The organism is Frankia sp. Allo2 (assembly GCF_000733325.1).
In the GTDB taxonomy this organism is placed as follows: Bacteria; Actinomycetota; Actinomycetes; order Frankiales; family Frankiaceae; genus Frankia; species Frankia casuarinae.
Genome location: NZ_JPHT01000023.1, coordinates 1 through 18,492, shown reverse-complemented (window position 1 = coordinate 18,492; position 18,492 = coordinate 1). Strand labels below are relative to the sequence as shown.

General features: G+C 70.8%; 17 protein-coding genes, 1 tRNA gene and 1 pseudogene. 17 read left to right on the top strand and 2 right to left on the bottom strand.

What is annotated here, in order from left to right; genetic code table 11:
- Positions 1–61 precede the first annotated feature (61 nt).
- Positions 62–493: an SsgA family sporulation/cell division regulator gene (locus tag ALLO2_RS15315; protein ID WP_009739629.1), complete on the bottom strand. Its 432-nt coding sequence runs from the start codon at positions 491–493 to the stop codon at positions 62–64.
- A 444-nt stretch (positions 494–937) separates the two neighbouring features.
- Here ALLO2_RS15315 and ALLO2_RS15310 point away from each other — a divergent pair.
- Both ALLO2_RS15310 and ALLO2_RS15305 read left to right on the top strand, forming a co-directional pair.
- Positions 938–1,009 (top strand) — tRNA-Val (locus tag ALLO2_RS15310).
- 1,343 nt (positions 1,010–2,352) lie between these two features.
- Positions 2,353–2,931, top strand: coding sequence for an HIT domain-containing protein (locus ALLO2_RS15305; protein ID WP_051875302.1), 579 nt, complete (start codon positions 2,353–2,355; stop codon positions 2,929–2,931).
- 212 nt (positions 2,932–3,143) lie between these two features.
- Here the strand turns inward: ALLO2_RS15305 and ALLO2_RS15300 are convergent, their stop codons facing one another.
- Positions 3,144–5,312, bottom strand: coding sequence for an elongation factor G-like protein EF-G2 (locus ALLO2_RS15300; protein WP_035732892.1), 2,169 nt, complete (start codon positions 5,310–5,312; stop codon positions 3,144–3,146).
- Between the two features lie 181 nt (positions 5,313–5,493).
- On the opposite strand from ALLO2_RS15300, the gene pgsA reads away from it, so the two are divergent.
- The 15 genes and pseudogenes from pgsA to ALLO2_RS15225 form a co-directional block, all read left to right on the top strand.
- On the top strand, positions 5,494–6,207 hold the full coding sequence (gene pgsA, locus ALLO2_RS15295; protein ID WP_023840942.1) for a phosphatidylinositol phosphate synthase: 714 nt from the start codon (positions 5,494–5,496) through the stop codon (positions 6,205–6,207).
- A gap of 35 nt (positions 6,208–6,242) precedes the next feature.
- Positions 6,243–7,139, top strand: a complete 897-nt coding sequence (locus ALLO2_RS15290; RefSeq protein WP_051623774.1) for a phosphatidylinositol mannoside acyltransferase — start codon at positions 6,243–6,245, stop codon at positions 7,137–7,139.
- A gap of 7 nt (positions 7,140–7,146) precedes the next feature.
- Positions 7,147–8,313: a glycosyltransferase family 4 protein gene (locus ALLO2_RS15285; protein ID WP_011435806.1), complete on the top strand. Its 1,167-nt coding sequence runs from the start codon at positions 7,147–7,149 to the stop codon at positions 8,311–8,313.
- Positions 8,314–8,367: 54 nt separating this feature from the next.
- Positions 8,368–8,922 (top strand): hypothetical protein, encoded by a 555-nt coding sequence (locus ALLO2_RS15280; protein WP_035732890.1) that lies wholly within the window; start codon positions 8,368–8,370, stop codon positions 8,920–8,922.
- A gap of 149 nt (positions 8,923–9,071) precedes the next feature.
- Complete coding sequence (gene pdxS / locus ALLO2_RS15275) at positions 9,072–10,004, top strand: pyridoxal 5'-phosphate synthase lyase subunit PdxS (protein WP_035732888.1); 933 nt, start codon at positions 9,072–9,074, stop codon at positions 10,002–10,004.
- A complete protein-coding gene (gene pdxT, locus ALLO2_RS15270) occupies positions 10,001–10,600 on the top strand; it encodes a pyridoxal 5'-phosphate synthase glutaminase subunit PdxT (protein ID WP_011435809.1) in 600 nt (199 codons plus the stop codon). Before pdxS ends, pdxT begins: the two co-directional genes overlap by 4 nt.
- A gap of 22 nt (positions 10,601–10,622) precedes the next feature.
- Positions 10,623–11,378 (top strand): YebC/PmpR family DNA-binding transcriptional regulator, encoded by a 756-nt coding sequence (locus ALLO2_RS15265; RefSeq protein ID WP_011435810.1) that lies wholly within the window; start codon positions 10,623–10,625, stop codon positions 11,376–11,378.
- 103 nt (positions 11,379–11,481) lie between these two features.
- Positions 11,482–12,000 (top strand): crossover junction endodeoxyribonuclease RuvC, encoded by a 519-nt coding sequence (gene ruvC, locus ALLO2_RS15260; protein ID WP_035732886.1) that lies wholly within the window; start codon positions 11,482–11,484, stop codon positions 11,998–12,000.
- The gene (ruvA, locus tag ALLO2_RS15255) at positions 11,997–12,740 is read left to right on the top strand and encodes a Holliday junction branch migration protein RuvA (protein ID WP_011435812.1); all 744 of its coding nucleotides are present in this window, start codon (positions 11,997–11,999) and stop codon (positions 12,738–12,740) included. Before ruvC ends, ruvA begins: the two co-directional genes overlap by 4 nt.
- Positions 12,741–12,854: 114 nt before the next feature.
- Positions 12,855–13,901, top strand: a complete 1,047-nt coding sequence (ruvB, locus tag ALLO2_RS15250; RefSeq protein ID WP_011435813.1) for a Holliday junction branch migration DNA helicase RuvB — start codon at positions 12,855–12,857, stop codon at positions 13,899–13,901.
- A gap of 185 nt (positions 13,902–14,086) precedes the next feature.
- The gene (gene yajC / locus ALLO2_RS15245) at positions 14,087–14,554 is read left to right on the top strand and encodes a preprotein translocase subunit YajC (RefSeq protein WP_011435814.1); all 468 of its coding nucleotides are present in this window, start codon (positions 14,087–14,089) and stop codon (positions 14,552–14,554) included.
- A gap of 147 nt (positions 14,555–14,701) precedes the next feature.
- The gene (secD, locus tag ALLO2_RS15240) at positions 14,702–16,525 is read left to right on the top strand and encodes a protein translocase subunit SecD (protein WP_035732884.1); all 1,824 of its coding nucleotides are present in this window, start codon (positions 14,702–14,704) and stop codon (positions 16,523–16,525) included.
- A 1-nt stretch (position 16,526) separates the two neighbouring features.
- Positions 16,527–17,723: a protein translocase subunit SecF gene (secF, locus tag ALLO2_RS15235; protein WP_011435816.1), complete on the top strand. Its 1,197-nt coding sequence runs from the start codon at positions 16,527–16,529 to the stop codon at positions 17,721–17,723.
- A gap of 141 nt (positions 17,724–17,864) precedes the next feature.
- Positions 17,865–18,104 (top strand): annotated as a pseudogene (locus tag ALLO2_RS15230) (adenine phosphoribosyltransferase); the annotation flags it as partial.
- Positions 18,105–18,241: 137 nt separating this feature from the next.
- A partial coding sequence (locus ALLO2_RS15225; protein ID WP_232235123.1) for a helix-turn-helix domain-containing protein occupies positions 18,242–18,492 on the top strand: 251 nt, incomplete at its 3' end.

Here is an 18,492-nt window from a genome sequence, read left to right as displayed (position 1 = left end):
TGGTCGCAAAATGCCCGCACCGGCTTGCCGGGATCGGACAGCGGTCCCGACCCCGGTGAGATCACCGCTCGGGGCCGCCCCAGATGAGGAGGGCGAGTTCGGCGTCAAGATCGATGATGTCGCTCTCCCCGCCGAGGGGGACGGCTGAATACGTCCGCCGTAGGAAGGCCAGCACCTCGGACCGCGGCATCTCGAACAGTGCATGCCCGGACGGGCTGGACAGGGACAGGCAGACGATCCGTCCCCCNGACTGGGCGGCAGGCCACACCTGCACGTCGCCATCCCCGGCAGGTCGGCGCACACCGTCGCTGAGGAGCTGGCGCGCGAATGTCCACTCCACGACCTCGTCCGCACCGGTGCGGAAGCCGATGCTGATCGCGTACGGATCGGCCGGCTCGTACCGGACGGTGGCGGCGACCGGCACGGGCGCCCCGCCGGGAACGACAAGGCGGAGGGCGAGTTCTGCGGTGATTGAATCGTGACGAATAGTCATCGGGCGGCCTCTCATGGTGCGATGGTGCGGGCGAGCACCCGTGTAACGGGATAGTTCCCTCTCCGAGTCCCGTTGGAAACAAGATTATGCCAAGACAACATCCGTTACGGTAGTTCGGGCGAGTTGCCTGGCCCGGAAGGGTGAACCTGCTTCGAGTGATCATGGTTCGGTCGACTATCGGACGGATCTTCTACTTATATCCTATAGATGATTACTGTCCGTAGCGTCCGAACGTCCCCGAGCGCCAGGTCATCCCGCCAAGGCCGTTCCCCCGTGAGCCTTCCCCATCGGGACCCTTCCCAACCACGGCCAGTCGCGGCGAACCTGACCCAGTCCGGCCACCGGACAGGACGGTGGACATCGCCCCATCCGTCCGTCGACCCCCCGCTGCCGCCCCCCTTCGTCGGCCCGTATCCCCGGCGTGTAGGGTGGTCCCACCGGCAAGGGCGTATAGCTCAGTGGTAGAGCGCTGCCTTCACACGGCAGAGGTCCGTGGTTCGAAACCACGTACGCCCACGCGATTGGGCTTGCCATGCTCCGCTCCCGGGCCGGGAGCTTGTTGTGCTCCCATGAGATATCTGTCCGATGGATGATCTTCGCGCCCCCCGCGATGCGGCGTTTTTCCTGGTCCGGGTGGGTTTGTCGGTGCCTGGGAGGGGCTACTCCAAACGGGTGGTGCAGCTCGGCGGTGTCCTCTCCCGCCGGCGGGACTCGGCACGTTTCCCCCGGTGGCAGGCCGTCTCGGTCCCGTCCGAGGTCTGCCCGGGTGTGCCCCCGGCCCTCGCGGCGTGCTGTGGCTCGAAGGGTGGTCGGAGCTGTCCGCCCCCGGTGGGGCGCCTGCCTCGGGGAGTGGTGCGAAATATCCCCGATTGGCCGGTTTCTGGGTGTCTGGGCTGCGACGTCGTGGGCTGGCGACGAATCGACATCTACCCCCACTTTGGTGGGGACATCGCCGATGGAGGCGGATCCCGGAGGGGGTCCCGGCCGATGCTCCAGCCCGGGAGACAGTGTGGGCGACGAGCGCGTCGATACCTCGACCCGGGGTCGGCTCCGAGCCTCGTTCTTCACGGAAAGTGACGTCCAAGCCCGCGTCGCCGTGCCCCTGGGTGCATCGCGCGAGCCGCCACCGCGATGCGTCGCGGCCCTTGGGAGCGGGCCTGTCCACCTTTCGGGCGCATGCTGTTGATTCGTGGTGCCCGTGGAGTTCCGCGTGCTGGAGATGGTCGCCGCCGTGCGTCGCCGTGGAACGATTCCGGTGGTCGTTGATATACCGGTTGGTCCATGGTTGATCGGCATCGTTGTGCGTCCCGCCCCTTTCCGCAGGTCACTGGTTNGCGAGCGGGGTCCACGCCGGGTCCGATTGGCGTTTTCCCCCATGAAGGTGCCGCTGACGCTGTACAGATCGGCTTAACGTCCGCTAAGCTGGTCGGGCAGGGCGTAACGGGCTCGGGCTGTCGCAAGGTTGTCGTGATGGCTTCTCGCGGGGTTGCGCCGGGAGGGCTCCTCTCGGTCGCGGACCTCTCGTGCGCATCATCCGCGCGTCAGATCCAGGGCGCCGTGGTTCGAAACCGATTACGTCACTTGAGGGGGACTGGCGGCGACCCCCCCACGCCGTCAGTCTCCCTCTTCATGCGCCGGACCGCACCCGCACGCGAGCCTCCTCGCCTACCGGGGGCGTCTCTCGTCGCTCAGATCCTGATAAATTGACGAGATGATATTGCTCCCCCCCGGGGAGCTCGTCCCGGGGAGGCGGTGCCCTTGCTGACGGCCGAGCAGGTTCCGGTGTCCATGGCCCGCTCGATGGGCGCTGCCTGCGTGTTCACTCGGCTCGGCCGGGGCGGCGTCGTGGCGGTCGCCCCGTGACGGCCGAGCTCTCACCCGAGGGGGTTCCCCTGGAGGAGCAGGCGGGGGTCGGCGGTCCGGATGCTTNCCAGCGGCTCTACACCCCGCATCGCATGGCTTATATCAGGGGTGAGGGCCGCTCCCGTGACGATGAATGCCCATTCTGCTCCATTGTCGGGATGTCCGACGAGGACGGCCTCGTGGTTGCCCGGGGTAAAAGCGTCTACGCGGTCCTCAACCTGTACCCCTACAATGCCGGACACCTTCTCGTCGTGCCCTATCGCCACGTCGCGGACTACGCCGACATGGACCCCGAAGAGATCGTCGAGATGGCATTCTTCGTTCAGCACGCGCTCCGTGCGCTGCGGGCCGCCAGCGGGGCCCACGGGTTCAACACCGGCATGAACCTGGGGGATGTCGCCGGCGCCGGGATCGCCTCGCACGTGCATCAGCACGTGGTGCCGCGGTGGGGCGGTGACACGAACTTCATGCCCGTGGTGGGCGCGACCAGGGTGCTGCCCGCCCTGNTCGGGCAGACCAGGCAGATGCTCGCCCAGGCCTGGGCGCAGACCGCGTCCGACGAGCAGGGCGGATAGCGCCGGGCCCGGTGGAGGCCGCAGCCGGGTCGGGGCGCCCCCGTCGGGGCTGCCCGCCGCACCGGGTCCCGCCCGGCGTCCTGCCCGGTGCGGCGGGTGTGCGGTCACGGATGTCTCCCGTCGGCGATCCTTCCTGAGTTGGGCCGAAGGTTGCCAGTCGTCCGCCTTTCCCGCTTTATGTCCGATTCCTGCTTTATGCCGATTTTTTCGCTTCACGCCGACAGGGCATCCCCAAGCTGTGGTGGCATCGGCTCGTAGCCGCGATGGTTCCGCGTGAAGCTACCCNTGCCGTGGCTCAAGGATCGTAGTTCAATCGCATATCTGATCATTTCGCTCGCAGGGACCTCTGCGTGAATGACCGCCCGGGGGGTGGCCCTGGGCCTGCCAGGGATGGGTTCCATCCCGACGACCCGTCCTCGGCGAGTGGACAGGTCGCCCATCACGGCCCCGACGTACTCGTCGGGTACCAGGACGTCAACGGCCAGGATCGGCTCGAGCACGACGACGCCGGCGGCCCGGGCCGCGTCCTTGAGCGCCAGTGCGCCGGCGATCTGAAAGGCCATGTCCGAGGAGTCGACGCTGTGCGCCTTGCCGTCAACGAGGCGGACCCGTAGATCAACCATGGGATGGCCGGTGCGGACGCCCTGCGCCATCTGCGCCCGGACGCCCTTCTCCACCGACGGGATGAAGGCCCGGGGAACCGCGCCGCCGACCACCTCATCGACGAACTCGAAGCCCCCGCCCGCCGGGAGCGGTTCGACCTCGATCTGGCATACCGCGAACTGACCGTGCCCACCGGACTGCTTGACCTGACGGCCGAGTCCGCGTGCCGGGGCACGCAGTGTCTCCCGCAGCGGGATCCGGGGCGCGATCCGGTCCACCGCGGCGCCGTAGCGCTGGGCGAGCCGTTCCAGGACCGCGTCGCTGTGGGCCTCGCCCATGCACCACAGGACGAGTTGGGCGGTCTCGGGGTTCTGCTCGATCCGTAGCGTCGGGTCCTCCACGGCCAGCCGGCCGAGTGCGGTCGACAGCCTGTCCTCGTCCGCGCGGCTTCGGGCACTGATCGCGACGGGGAGCTGCGGTTCGGGCATCGACCATGCGGGCAGGTAGCGCGGGTCGTCGCGATCGGAGAGGGTGTCGCCGGTCTCGGCGGTGCTGAGCTTCGTCACCACGCAGATGCCGCCGGCCGGGCACTCGCCCACCGTGTGCAGAACCGAGCCGTACGGCCGGGAGAGCGCCCCGACCTGCTCGTCGTCGTCGTGGTCGGCGTGCCTGGCCGTGGCTCTGCCGTGCCCGCTGACGTGCACCGCATCGTCGGGATGCAGCGTGCCGGAGAACACCCGAATCACCGACATCCGGCCCACGTAAGGGTCCGTGGTCGTCTTCACGACCTCGGCCACGAGCGGCCCGGCCGGATCACCGTGGCTCTGCTCGCAGGGGGAGCCGTCAGGGCGGCTCACCGGCGGCAGGAGATGCTCCCGCGGCGAGGGGAACCCCTGCACGAACAGGTCCAGCAGCTCGACGGAGCCGAAACCGCCGGCCCGATCGACGCCCCGATCGCTCCCTGCACCGGCGCCCGGACCCGAGGTCGAACCCGGAAGCAGACCGGCCGGCAACACCGGGAAGAACGTCCCGCGGGCGACCGCGGTCTCCAGATCGCCGAGCAGGAGCTTGGTGTCGGGCTCATCACCGGACAGGTACCGGTCGAGGAGGGCCTCGTCCTCGCTCTCAGCGATGATCCCCTCGACCAGGGCGGCGCGGGCGGAGGCGTACCGGCCGGTGAGGTCGGCCGGGGTGGCGAGTTCCCGGCAGCCGCCGTCCGGGTACTCCCGCACCCGCCCGGACAGCAGATCCACCAGCCGCATCGAGGCGCCGGCCTCCCGCTCGGGCAGGTAGGCCGGCAGCACACCGGCCCCGAAGGCCCGTTGGCAGCCCTCGACGGCCGCCGCGAAATCGGCCCGGGGATGGTCGAGATGGGTGAGCACGATCGCGCGGGGCATGCCGACCCCGGCGCACTCCGCCCACACCATGCCGGTCGCGCCATCCACCCCGTCGATCGCGCTGACGACGAACAGAGCGGCGTCGGCGGCCCGCAGGCCCGCCCGCAGCTCGCCCACGAAGTCGGGATAGCCCGGGGTGTCCAGAAGATTGATCGTGAGCCCGCGATGACTGACCGAACACAGGGTGAGGCTGACCGACCGTGCCGGGCGACGCTCGGGATCGGCATGGCCGACGTAGCTGGTCTGGGCGGTCTGACGGTCGCCGTTCTGGCGGTCCGGCGGCCCGGCGGTGGCGAGTAGACGGTCCACCAGAGCCGTCTTGCCCGCGCCGGTGTGGCCTACCAGGACGACGTTGCGCACATCGCACGAGGCTGATGACATCCTCGCCTCCTTGACTGGGAGGTAACGGCCTGTTCGGTAACGGCAGAGTCCTCCCCTGTTACCTGGGACACAAGCCCGAGGGCGGCCGTGGTCGGGAATGCGCGGATCGTGGCGGCTGTACTGTGAAGACCGCCCGAAGTCGGGCGCACGCGGGACGACCACGCGGGACGACGGGACGGACATGCTCGCTAGCAAGGCACGACCGCAGATCCAGAAGTTGCTCGACCCGGTGAGCCAGTGGGCCGCCCGGTCGTCGGTGTCGCCGGATGTCGTGACGATCATCGGCATGGTCGGGGTCGCGGGCGGGGCTCTGGGGTTCTTCACCCGCGGGGTGTTCTTCCTCGGCACCGTGGTAGTCACGCTGTTCGTCTTCTCGGACCTGATCGACGGGGTCATCGCCCGCGCCCGCGGCATCTCCTCCAAGTGGGGGGCCTTTCTCGACTCCACGTCCGACCGGGTCGGCGACGGCGCGATCTTCGGATCGCTCGTCCTCTGGTACGCCGGCGACGGCGATTCCCTGCCGTTGGCGGGTGCGGCCCTGATCTGCCTGGTCGCCGGGTCGATCACCTCGTACGTCAAGGCCCGCGCCGAGGGACTCGGCTTCACCTGTGACGTGGGGTTCGCCGAACGGGGCGAGCGGTTGCTGATCCTGCTGGTCGCCGCCGGGCTGTACGGCCTCGGGGTGCCCTACCTCCTGCCCGCGGCGCTGTGGTTCCTCGTCGGTGCCACCACGCTGACGGTCGTCCAGCGGGTCGTCCACGTCTACCGGCAGTGGTACCGTGCGGGGGACCCTCCCTCCCCGTTGACGTCAAGGGCGGCCCCGACCACCGCGTCCCGGACCACGGCTGCGTCCCGGAGCGCGACCACCTTCGGCCCCGGCCGCAACGGCCGCTGAGCGGTCATCGAGACGACCCGACGAAGAGCCGAGCGTTGACGACGGGCGTGCGGGCGACGGCGGCTGGGCGGGCGGCGGCAGCCGGGCGGTTCACCGACCTCGCCTACGCGCTGGGCTGGCGCGGCGTCCGGCTGCTCCCGCAGCCCGTGGCCGCCGCGGCGTTCCGGTTCGGCGCCGACCTGGCCTACCGCCGCGACGGGCGGGGGGTGCGCCGGCTGCGGTCGAATCTCGCCCGGGTGGCGCCGCCGGGAACCGATCTGGACCGGTTGACCCGGGCGGCGATGCGCTCCTACGCGCGGTACTGGCTGGAGGTGTTCCGCTTCCGAGAGATCGGTCTGGACCGTGTCGTCGGCCGGCTGCGGCTGCTGGACCAGTATCGGTTGTGGGATGCGCACGCCCGCGGGAAAGGGACCATCGTGGCGCTGCCGCACATGGGCAACTGGGAGCAGGCGGGCGCCTGGCTGGTGGCGAATGGCGTGCCGTTCACGACCGTCGCCGAACGCCTGCGGCCGGAGGCGCTCTTCGAGCGGTTCTTGGCCTTCCGCTCGGAACTCGGCATGGAGGTCGTCCCGCTGACCGGCGGGCAGGCTCCTCCGTTCGACCTGCTCACCGAGCGCCTGCTGGCCGGGGGGATGCTCTGCCTGCTCGCGGACCGGGATCTCTCCCGTGGCGGGATCCCGGTGAGGTTCTTCGGCGCCACGGCCACCATGCCCGGCGGGCCCGCGGCGCTCGCGTTGCGCACCGGAGCGGCGCTGCTGCCCGCCACGCTCTGGTTCGACCATGACGGGTGGAGCGGGCGGATCCATCCCGCCGTCGAGCCGAGCGACATCCCGACGATGACGCAGGGACTCGCGGACGCCTTCGCCGCCGGCGTTGCCGCGCACCCCGCGGACTGGCACATGCTCCAGCGGATCTGGCGCGACGACGGATGACGCCGCCGTGAAGATCGGTCTGGCCTGCCCCTATGCCTGGGACGTACCGGGCGGGGTCCAGGCGCACGTGCGTGACCTCGCCGAGACCCTGATCGCCGCCGGTCACGAGGTGTCCGTCATCACCCCGGTGGACGACGAACGGACCCTGCCGCCCTACGCGGTGGACGCGGGTCGGGCGTTACCGCTGCCCTACAACGGCTCCGTCGCCCGGCTCCTGATGGGCCCGGTCTCGGCCGCCCGGGTCCGCCGTTGGCTGCGTGAGCACGACTTCGATGTCCTGCACGCCCACGAACCGACCGCGCCCAGCGTCAGCCTCCTGGCCTGCATGCTGGCCGATGGACCGATCGTCGCCACCTTCCACACCGCCAACCCCCGGTCGCGGTTCCTCACCGCGGCCCAGGGCGCGCTGCAGCCGTCGTTCGAGAAGCTGCGGGCTCGGATCGCGGTCTCCGAGGCGGCCCGGCGCACCCTCGTCGAGCATCTGGGCGCCGACGCCATCCTGATCCCGAACGGGGTGGCGGTGCAGAACTTCGCCGGCGCCCGGCCCCTGCCCGACTACGACGACGGGCGGCCCACCGTCGTGTTCCTCGGGCGTATCGACGAGCCGCGCAAGGGCCTTGACGTGCTGCTCGCCGCCCTGCCTGCGCTCGCCGCCGAGATCGACGGTGTCCGGCTGCTGGTGGCGGGGCCCGGTGACGGGGCGGCGGTGCGGGCCCGGCTGGAGCCCACCCTGCGCTCGCGGGTCGACCTCGTCGGCATGGTCTCCGACGCTGACAAGCCCCGGGTTTTCGCCTCCGGGCAGGTCTACTGCGCCCCGAACACCGGTCAGGAGAGCTTCGGGATCGTGCTGCTCGAGGCGATGGCGACCGGGACCCCGGTGGTGGCCAGCGACATCGACGCCTTCCGCCGGGTCCTCGATGACGGGCGCGCCGGCAGGCTGTTCGACGTCGGCGATCCCGCGCGGCTGGCCGCGACCCTGGCCCAGGTGCTGCGTGATCCCGCCGGCGCCGCGCGGCTGGTGGAACGCGGTCGCGCCGTCGTCACCGCCTACGACTGGCGGGCCATCGCCGAGCGGATCGTCGGGGTGTACCAGATGGTCTCCGGGGACATGCGGGTGTCGGTCGCGACGGCGACGCGGTTGCCGGTCCGGGGCGACGCGAGGAGTGGTAACTGACCTGCCCCGGTACCAGAGCCACGTCACATTCGGCCGTTGGTTACGCTGCGCGGGATGACCGTCGTCGTGGTGGTGGTCGCCTTGGTGGTGGCGATCGCGACCTATCTGACCTGGCTGGCCACTCGGCTCGACCGACTCGCGGCCCGGGTCGCGGACGCCCGCGGTGGGCTGGTGGCGCACCTGGTCGCCCGCGCCGACGCCGCGCGCGAGCTGGCCCTGCGATGTGAGCTGGCCGAGCTGGGCGAGAGCGTGGCCCGGGCCCGAACGGCCTATCCGGACCTGCTCGCCGGGGGGGCGTTGGACGCCGCGGTCGAGCAGAGCGAGAATGCCCTGAGCCGGGCGTTACGGTCCGCCGAGGTCGCCGCGGCCGGCCAGCACCNCCCCGCCGAGCTGCATGCGGTCGACTCCTGCGCGGCCCGGGTCGCGCTCGCCCGGCAGTTCCACAACGACGCGGTCCGCGACCTGCGGGCACTCGCCGGTCGACGCGTGGTGCGGATGGCGCACCTGGCCGGCCGCCGGCCGCCGGCCAGCTACTTCGAGATCGACGACGCCCTGCCGATCCGTGGCGAGGGCGTCCCTCGCGACGACCTGCCGGGGCTGGCCTCCTGATGGCCCGGCCGGTCGCGAGATCGCCGTACCATGGAAAACCGACCCACCCGTACGGGAACCATCCGGTGGGGTAGCCGACATGCAGGTGCCAGACATGCCGGTACCCAGCGGCCCTGGCGACCCGACCCAGTGAAAAGAGACGGCACATCATGTCCGAGGGCCAGACTGCCCCCGCCGCCGGCCCGGCGACCGACTCCGCCCGGCATGCCGGTACCGCCCGCGTCAAGCGCGGCATGGCGGAGATGCTCAAGGGCGGTGTGATCATGGATGTGGTCACCGCCGAGCAGGCCCGCATCGCCGAGGACGCCGGCGCCGTCGCGGTGATGGCGCTGGAGCGGGTTCCCGCCGACATCCGGGCGCAGGGTGGGGTGGCGCGGATGAGTGATCCCGACATGATCTCGGAGATCATCGAGGCGGTCTCCATCCCGGTCATGGCCAAGGCCCGGATCGGGCATTTCGTCGAGGCACAGGTGCTGCAGGCGCTCGGGGTGGACTACGTCGACGAGTCCGAGGTTCTCACGCCTGCCGACCCGCACCACCACATCGACAAGTGGCGCTTCACGGTGCCGTTCGTCTGCGGAGCCACCAACCTGGGGGAGGCGCTGCGCCGGATCGCCGAGGGCGCGGCGATGATCCGTTCCAAGGGTGAGGCGGGCACCGGCGAGGNGTCCAACGCCGTGGTGCACATGCGTACCATCCGGGCGGAGATCGCCCGGCTGTCGGGGCTGCCCGCCGAGGAGCTCTACGCGGCGGCCAAGGAGCTGCGCGCCCCGGTCGAGCTGGTCGCCGAGGTGGCCCGGCTCGGTCGGCTGCCCGTCGTGCTGTTCACCGCCGGCGGTATCGCCACCCCGGCGGACGCGGCGCTGATGATGCAGCTCGGCGCGGACGGGGTGTTCGTCGGGTCCGGGATCTTCAAGTCCGGGGACCCGGCGCGCCGCGCTCGGGCCATCGTCGAGGCGACCACCATGTTCAAGGACCCCGACGTTCTGGTGAAGGTCTCCCGGGGCCTTGGCGAGGCGATGGTGGGCATCAACGTCACCGAGCTTCCCCCGGAAGCCCGCTACGCCGACCGCGGCTGGTGAGTGGCCCGCGGATCGGCATCCTCGCGTTGCAGGGGGATGTGCGCGAGCACGCCCGGGCGCTCACCGAGGCCGGCGCGCGGCCGGTGGCGGTGCGCCACGCGGTGGAGCTCGCCGAGGTCGACGGGCTCGTCCTGCCCGGAGGTGAATCCACCACGATCGGCCGGTTGCTGCGCGTGTTCGAGCTGTTGGAGCCGTTGCGGGCGGCGGTGGCCGCGGGGTTGCCCGTGTTCGGTTCATGTGCTGGCATGATCCTGCTTGCGCGGGACGTCGTGGGCGGTCGGCCGGATCAACCACTGATCGGCGGACTGGACATCGTCGTCCGGCGTAACGCCTTCGGCCGGCAGGTGGACTCGTTCGAGGCACACCTCGAGGTCGTCGGGGTGGCGGGGCCACCTGTGCACGCGGTCTTCATCCGGGCACCATGGGTAGAAAAGGCAGGAGACGCGGTCGAGGTCCTGGCCCGTGTCGCCGAGGCGCCGGTGACGGTCCGCCAAGGACCGCTGCTGGCCACCGCGTTCCATCCGGAGCTGACCGGTGATGCCCGGGTGCACCGGCTATTCGTCGACAGCGTCCGATCGTCCGGGTCCGGTCGATGATCGGGCGCAAGAGAGGCAGGTCATGAGCGGCCACTCCAAGTGGGCGACCACCAAGCACAAGAAGGCGGTCATCGATGCCCGCCGGGGCAAGCTGTTCGCCAAACTGATCAAGACGGTCGAGGTGGCGGCCAAGACGGGCGGCGGAGACCCCGCGGGCAACCCGACGCTCGCCGACGCCATCGCCAAGGCGAAGTCGCAGTCCGTGCCGAACGACAACATCGAACGGGCCGTCAAGCGGGGTTCCGGCGAGCTCGCCGGTGGGGTGAACTACGAGGACATCACCTATGAGGCGTACGGCCCGGGCGGGGTGGCGATCCTCGTGGAGTGCCTGACCGACAACCGTAACCGGGCGGCGTCGGATGTCCGGGTGGCGATCACCCGTAACGGCGGCACGGTGGCCGACCCGGGGTCGGTGTCGTACCTGTTCAACCGCAAGGGTGTCGTGCTTATCGAGAAGACCGCCGGCCTCACCGAGGACGACGTACTGCTCGCTGTGCTCGACGCCGGCGCGGAGGAGGTCAACGACGTCGGGGAGGCCTTCGAGGTGGTCTCCGAGGCGACCGATCTGCACGCCGTGCGGGTGGCCGCCACCGATGCCGGCCTGGCGGTCACCTCCGCGGACATCTCCTGGCTGCCGAGTGTGAGCGTGTCGCTGGAGGCCGAACCCGCCGCCAAGGTCCTCAAGCTCATCGAGGCGGTCGAGGATCTCGATGACGTCCAGAACGTCTGGTTCAATGCCGACATCTCCGATGACGTGATGGAGCTCGTCGGCAGCTGATCGTCCTCTCGGGCGATCTGTTGGGCGTGTCGTGGATGTCCGGTTGTGCCGCCGCCCCTAGAATCGAACGAATGTTCTTGTGAACGTGCGGTCGGGAGGGTGGATGCGGGTGCTGGGGGTCGATCCGGGGCTGACCCGGTGTGGCCTGGGGGTCGTCGACGGTGGCCTCGGCATCCGGGCCCACCTGGTCGAGGTGGGGGTGGTGCGCNCCCCCGCCACCGCCGAGGTCGCCGAACGGTTGTGCGCCGTGTCCGATGGCATCGACGCCTGGCTCGATCGCACCCGCCCGGAGGCGGTCGCGGTCGAGAAGGTCTTCAGCCAGGCGAACATGCGTACCGTGATGGGCACCGCGCAGGCCGGGGCGGTCGCCATCGTGCTGGCCGCCCGGCGAGGCCTGCCGGTGGGTCTCTACACGCCCAGTGAGGTGAAGGCCGCGGTGACCGGCAGCGGCCGGGCGGACAAAGCGCAGGTCAGTTTTATGATCACCAGATTGCTCGGGCTGACCGAGGCGCCACGCCCGGCCGACGCGGCGGACGCCCTCGCGTTGGCGCTCTGCCACCTGTGGCGTGGGCCGGCGCTGGCCCGGTTCCGTTCCGCCGCGCCGGGCGGACCCACCCGATGATCGCGTCGTTGGCCGGCACGGTCACCGCGCTGACCCCGCTGTCCGCCGTCATCGAGGTCGGCGGGGTGGGCCTGCTCGTCCACTGCTCGCCGTCGACGCTGTCGCGGCTGCGGGTGGGGGAGTCCGCCTCCCTCGCCACCACCCTGATCGTGCGCGAGACCGAGCTGACCCTCTACGGCTTCGCCGACGCCGATGCGCGCGACGTCTTCGAGATCCTGCAGAGCGCGGCCGGGGTCGGGCCCAAGCTCGCCCAGGCCGTGCTCGGGGTGCACGATCCCGACACGGTGCGCCGCGCCGTCGCCGAGGAGGATCTCGCGGTGCTGACGAAGGTCCCCGGTATCGGGCGCAAGGGCGCGCAGCGCATCGTCCTGGACCTGCGGGACCGGCTCGGTCCGCCGGGTGACGGTGCGCCGCTGCCCGGCCCGCGCCTGACGTCGGGACCGGAACCGATGCCGGCCGATGCCGTCGGGGTCGCGGCGACCGTGCGGGAGGCGCTGGTGGGCCTGGGCTACTCGGGTCGTGAGGCCGACGCCGCCGTGTCCCGGGCGCTCGTGGTCCTGGCCGCGCCCGTCGGCGAGGGCGCCGCAGCCGGTGGCGAGCAGGCCGCCCCGGGCAAGGGAGACGTCCCGGGAAAGGAAGGCGCCCCGGGTTCCCGGGCCGGGGCCGACTCGGGAACCGGCGGCGCTCCGCCCGACACCGCGACCCTGCTGCGCGCGAGTCTTGCCGTGCTACGCAGGTGAGGGCCGTTATGACGCCGCCATGCGGCGCGCGACCGCGTCGGGCGGTGGTCAGCCGGGGCGGCGGTCGGTCGGAGCGGGGGTACGTCGAGGGGCGGGGGTACGCGGAGGTGGGACATGAGTGACGACGGCCTGGTGTCCGCCGCGGCGAGTCCCGAGGAGCGCGCCTTCGAGGCCGGGCTGCGTCCGCGCACCCTGGCCGAGTTCGTCGGCCAGCGTAAGGTGCGCGAGCAGCTCACAATCATGCTCGAGGGGGCGCGGGCGCGTGGTCGCCCGCCGGACCACGTCCTGCTGTCGGGCCCGCCCGGTCTGGGCAAGACCAGCCTTGCGATGATCATGGCGCAGGAGCTCGAGGTTCCGTTGCGGATGACCAGTGGGCCGGCGATCGAACGCGCCGGGGATCTCGTCGCGATCCTCACTGCCCTCTCCCCGGGAGAGGTCCTGTTCCTCGACGAGATTCACCGGATCGCCCGGCCAGCCGAGGAACTGCTCTACGCCGCGATGGAGGACTTCCGGGTTGACGTCATCCTGGGCAAGGGCCCGGGCGCGACCGCGATCCCCCTCGACGTGTCGCCATTCACGCTGGTCGGGGCTACCACCCGGTCGGGCCTGCTGACCGGCCCGCTGCGGGATCGGTTCGGGTTCACCGCCCATCTGGACTTCTACGACGCCGACGAGCTCGCCCGGGTGCTGACTCGCTCGGCCGGCCTGCTGGGGGTCACCCTCACCGCCGAGGGAGCCGCCGAGGTCGCTGGCCGGTCGCGTGGTACGCCCCGCATCGCCAACCGGTTGCTGCGCCGGGTGCGCGACTACGCGGAGGTGCGGGCCGACGGCGTGGTCACCCGCGAGATCGCCCAGGCGGCGCTGCGGATCTACGACGTCGACGGGCTCGGACTGGACCGTCTCGACCGGGCCGTGCTGGAGGCGCTGGTCACCCGGTTCGGCGGCGGTCCGGTCGGGCTCACCACGCTCGCCGTGTCGGTCGGGGAGGAACCGGAGACGGTGGAGGACGTGGCCGAGCCGTTCCTGCTGCGTGCCGGCCTGCTGATCCGTACCGCCCGGGGCCGGATGGCCACTCCCGCCGCCTTCGAGCACCTCGGTCTGGACCCCGTCACCGATCCGCTCGGTCGTACCCAGGTCTCGCTGTTCACCGAGGGAGAATGACTGTGAGAGGGTCGGTCGGCCGGGGAGTAGTCACTGAAGGTGATTACTCCGTCCGGGATGAGTCGTCCCCGTAGCATCGGCCATTCCGGCCGGAGGAGGTCCTGTGTGCCGGGCACAACCGCCCTGCCCACCACAGGCATCCGATCGATACGTACGATCGCCGCAACACATCAGGAGGGCAGGACGTGCACGTACTCGTGGCAGCTTCGGTGGCGGCCGGCAAGGACGGGGGCAGTTCGATCAGCGGGCTTCTGTTCCCGCTGATCCTCATCCTGGTGATCGTCTACTTCTTCTCGATGCAGCGGCGCCGCGCCAAGGCGCAACAGCAGCAGATATCGCGGATCGTTCCCGGTACCCTGGTGATGACCACCGCTGGTCTCTACGCCACGGTCGTCGAGATGGAGGACGGCGACCTCCTGCTGGAGGTTGCGCCCGATGTCGTCTGCCGCTTCTCGCGCAGCGCGGTCGCTCGGGTGATCAGTACGCCCGGCGGAGCCGGGGACGGCGGGGAGTCCTCCGGGGAACCCCGGTCACACGACGACGGTTCCGACGGCCCCGGTGGCGCCGAGGCGTCGCATCCCGGCGGTGGCCTCCCCGGTGGGGACGGCGGCACGGGCGGTGAAACGACACACCCGCCCCGCAAGGAGCTGTGATCGCCGGTCACCTGACCGAGCACTACCGTTCGGGGAGCGGAACGCACCCTCGGTGACATTCGTTCGGATACTTTGGGCACCGCCGGTCCGGGCAGCGGCGAGACGAACGAGCGCCGGCACACCGGCGCGTGAGGAAGGGACTCGCAGGTGGCACGCGGCTCGGCACGGGTACCCAGGGGGATCTCCGTCTGGACCCGGCTGGGGATCCTCGGCGGTCTGATCGTCGTCCTCTACGGCCTCATGGCCGCTACCGGAAACTGGAAGCCCCGGCTCGGGCTCGACCTGCAGGGCGGGACGAGCGTCATCCTCACGCCTCGTGCCACGCAGGGAAACAACGTCGACAGTGGTGCCGTCAACCAGGCCGTCGACATCATCCGGCAGCGCGTTGACGGCTTGGGCGTCGCCGAGTCCGAGGTTCATCGTACCGGCAACCAGATCGAGATCTCGGTGCCCGGCCGCGGCCGCAACGACGTCGTGGATCTGGTCGGGCAGACCGCTGAACTGCGTTTCCGTGAGGTCGCCACGTCCGGCCAGGCCACCCCGGTGCCCACCCCCACTGGGGCGGCCTCCGCACCCACGCCGGGTGCGACGGGCCAGCCGGCCCCGACGGCCGGCCAGAGCACGCCGAGCATCGCGCCGTCANCCCCGGCNCCCGCCGCGTCGAACAAACCGGCCGCGCTCGGTGACGGCACGGGCCGCGGCCTGATCGCCCAGCCGGTGTCGCTGACCGCCGCGGGCACACCCGCGGTGGGCGCGGCCTCGGCTTCTCCGGTGGCCTCGGCTTCTCCGGCCCCGGCCCCCGCGCCGGCGGCGACCGGGTCGACCGGGTCGACCGGGGACAGCCCGCCTGCCGACGTGTTCGCTCGCTACGAGTCGCTGACGTGCGCAGCGGCCGACGTCCGCAAAGCCTCGGTCAGCACCGACCGCCCGCAGGACTGGACCGCCGCCTGTGACCGGACCGGGACGACGAAGTACCTGCTCAAGCCGGCCACGGTGGTCGGGACGGATGTGAAGACCGCCTCCGCGGGCCTGCAGGGCGGCGGCGGGACCACGGGCATCACCACCGGGCAGTGGGTCGTGAACGTCGAGTTCACCGGTCCGGGCCAGAACAAGTTCACCAAGCTGACCGAGAGCACGATCGGCAAGCAGGTTGCGATCGTGCTCGACGGGGTGGTGCAGTCCGCGCCGCAGACCAACGAGCGCATCCCCGGATCGGCCCAGATCTCCGGCGGCTTCAGCCAGTCCGACGCCGAGGACCTCGCCAACGTGCTGCGCTACGGTGCCCTTCCCCTGGCCTTCGAGCGCTCCCAGGCCGAGTCCATCTCGCCGACCCTCGGTCGTGACTCGCTGCACGGCGGACTGCTCGCCGGCGCCATCGGACTCGTTCTCGTCATCGCCTACTCCTTCCTGTACTACCGGGCGCTGGGCATGGTCGTGATCATCTCCCTCGCCGTCAGCGGTCTGCTGATCTACGCCTCGGTGGTGCTGCTCGGCGTGGCGATCGGGTTCACGCTGACCCTGGCCGGCATCGCCGGCCTGATCGTGTCGATCGGTGTCACGGCGGACTCGTTCGTGGTCTACTTCGAACGGATCAAAGACGAGGTCCGGGCCGGTCGCACGGTCCGGGCGGCCACGGATCGTGCCTGGCCCGCCGCGCGGCGCACGATGCTCTCCGCGGACACGGTTTCCTTCCTGGCCGCCGCGGTCCTCTACATCCTGTCGATCGGCTCGGTGCGCGGCTTCGCCTTTACGCTCGGGCTGTCGACGTTGAGCGATGTCGTGATCATGTTTATCTTCACCCGGCCGTTGGTGACGTTGCTGGTGCGGCGCAGACTGTTCTCGGTCAGCCGGTACTCGGGCCTGAGTCCGAAGACCCTCGGCGGGCGTGGCGGTGGCGTGGCGCNGGCCGCTTCCACCCGGGCGCGACTGGCCAAGCGGCCGGCGCCGACCGGGCAGAGGCGGGAGAGCTGAGATGGCACTGGTCGGGCGGATCTACCGCAGCGACTTCAACGTCGACTTCGTCGGCCGGCGCAAGGCCTGGTATGCCGTCTCCGGCGTCGTGGTCGCCGTCTGCATCATCAGCATGATCTTCCGTGGCTTCACCTTCGGTATCGAGTTCTCCGGTGGCGCGGTCTTCCAGCTACCCAGCGGTGGCGGTACCGTCGCGCAGGTCGAGGACACGCTGTCCGGCATCGGGCTCGACCCGGCGGACAGTGTGGTCCAGCAACTGGAGACCTCCCACCAGTTCCGGATCCAGACGCCGACCCTCTCCGACGCCCAGACCCGTGAGCTGACCGGCGCGTTGGCCAAGCGCTTCTCGGTGTCGAACCCGGACCGCGACATCGCCGTGTCGACCGTCGGCTCGTCCTGGGGATCGACGATCACGAACAAGGCCCTCCAGGGCCTGGCCGTCTTCCTCGTGCTCGTCGTGATCTACCTCTCGGTACGGTTCGAGTGGAGGATGGCGCTCGCGGCGATGGCCGCTCTTGTTCACGACCTCGTCGTCACCATGGGTGTCTACTCGCTGGTAGGTTTCGAGGTGACGCCGTCGACGGTCATCGCCGTGCTGACGATCCTCGGATTCTCCCTGTACGACACGGTGGTGGTGTTCGACCGGGTGCGGGAGAACACCGCGGGCATGGGCACGTCGACGCGGCGGACCTACGCGGAGGCGACGAACGACGCGCTCAACGAGACGTTGGTGCGTTCACTGAACACCTCCCTCATCGCCCTCATCCCGGTCGCATCCCTCCTCTTCGTCGGCGCCGGTCTGCTCGGTGCCGGCACGCTGAAGGACCTCGCGCTCGCCCAGTTCGTCGGTATCGCCTCCGGTACATACTCCTCCCTGTTCTTTGCCACGCCGCTGCTCGTCGACCTCAAGCGCGGCGATCCCGCCGTGCGGGCGCTGGATGCGCGGGTCGCCCGTGAGCGCGCCAGGCGGGTCCGGGCCGCCGCGGGTGTGCCGGGCACGGCTGTTCCCGCCGGCGCGGCGGTCGATCCGGCCGGCTGGGGTGAGGACGCTCCCGTCTCCGGCGCGCGTGAACCGGTTCCGGCCGGGGCGAACCTGGGCGGTGCCGCCCGACGACCGTCGGGCGCGCCCCCTGCCCGGCGCGCCGCGGGGCGCAAACCCGGGCGGCGCGGACGGCCGAGCGGTAAGAAACGCCGGTGAGCCAGGTCGCCGGCCGCGCGGATCTGGGCGGGGCTCCGATCGGGTGGCCGCGGATCTCCGGACGATCTTGATGTCGGGACGATCCTGATGTCCGGGCAACCCTGAAGTCCAGACGACCCTGAAGGTGGGAGAAGCGGCACGATGACGAGCATCGACGACGCACCGCAGCGGTCCGCCGCGCACGACGCGGTCGCCGAGGTCCTGCGTGGCCACATCCGCGACATTCCCGACTGGCCGCAGCCAGGGGTCGTGTTCAAAGACATCACCCCGCTGCTCGCGACGCCGACCGCCTTCGGGGTGGTCATCGGTGCGCTGGCGGACGCGGCCCGGGCGCTGGGGGCCACCACGATCGCCGGCATCGAGGCGCGGGGCTTCCTGCTACAGATCTTGAATGGTCGGGGTCTGTTTGATCACATCCGGTCTGTCCGGGTATGACCCGGCCGTGTCCGACGCTTGTATCGGGCATGAGGNATGCGGATGGTNGCGGGCTTACCGNGCAGGGTCGTGCCCGTCGGGAAGTGGTCCGGGTGCAGGCGGCGGACCTGTTCGCCGCCGGGGTCGATCCGGTCGAGGTCGCCGGGCGGCTGCGGGTGAGTACGAAGTCGGCCTACCAGTGGAAACGGCTCTGGCAGGCCGGTGGCACGGCGGCGCTGGCCTCACGAGGACCCAGTGGTGCGTCATGCCGCCTGTCGGACAGTCAGCGTGACCGGCTACGGGTCGAACTGGACCGCGGTCCGGCCGCGCACGGCTGGCCCGACCAGCGCTGGAC

What these genes read in the sequence shown, in the direction of transcription:
- pgsA (WP_023840942.1), top strand. Translation starts at nt 5,494, where the DNA reads ATGCTCGCTAGCAAGGCACGACCGCAGATCCAGAAGTTGCTCGACCCG.
- ALLO2_RS15265 (WP_011435810.1), top strand. Translation starts at nt 10,623, where the DNA reads ATGAGCGGCCACTCCAAGTGGGCGACCACCAAGCACAAGAAGGCGGTC.
- ruvA (WP_011435812.1), top strand. Translation starts at nt 11,997, where the DNA reads ATGATCGCGTCGTTGGCCGGCACGGTCACCGCGCTGACCCCGCTGTCC.
- ruvB (WP_011435813.1), top strand. Translation starts at nt 12,855, where the DNA reads ATGAGTGACGACGGCCTGGTGTCCGCCGCGGCGAGTCCCGAGGAGCGC.
- secF (WP_011435816.1), top strand. Translation starts at nt 16,527, where the DNA reads ATGGCACTGGTCGGGCGGATCTACCGCAGCGACTTCAACGTCGACTTC.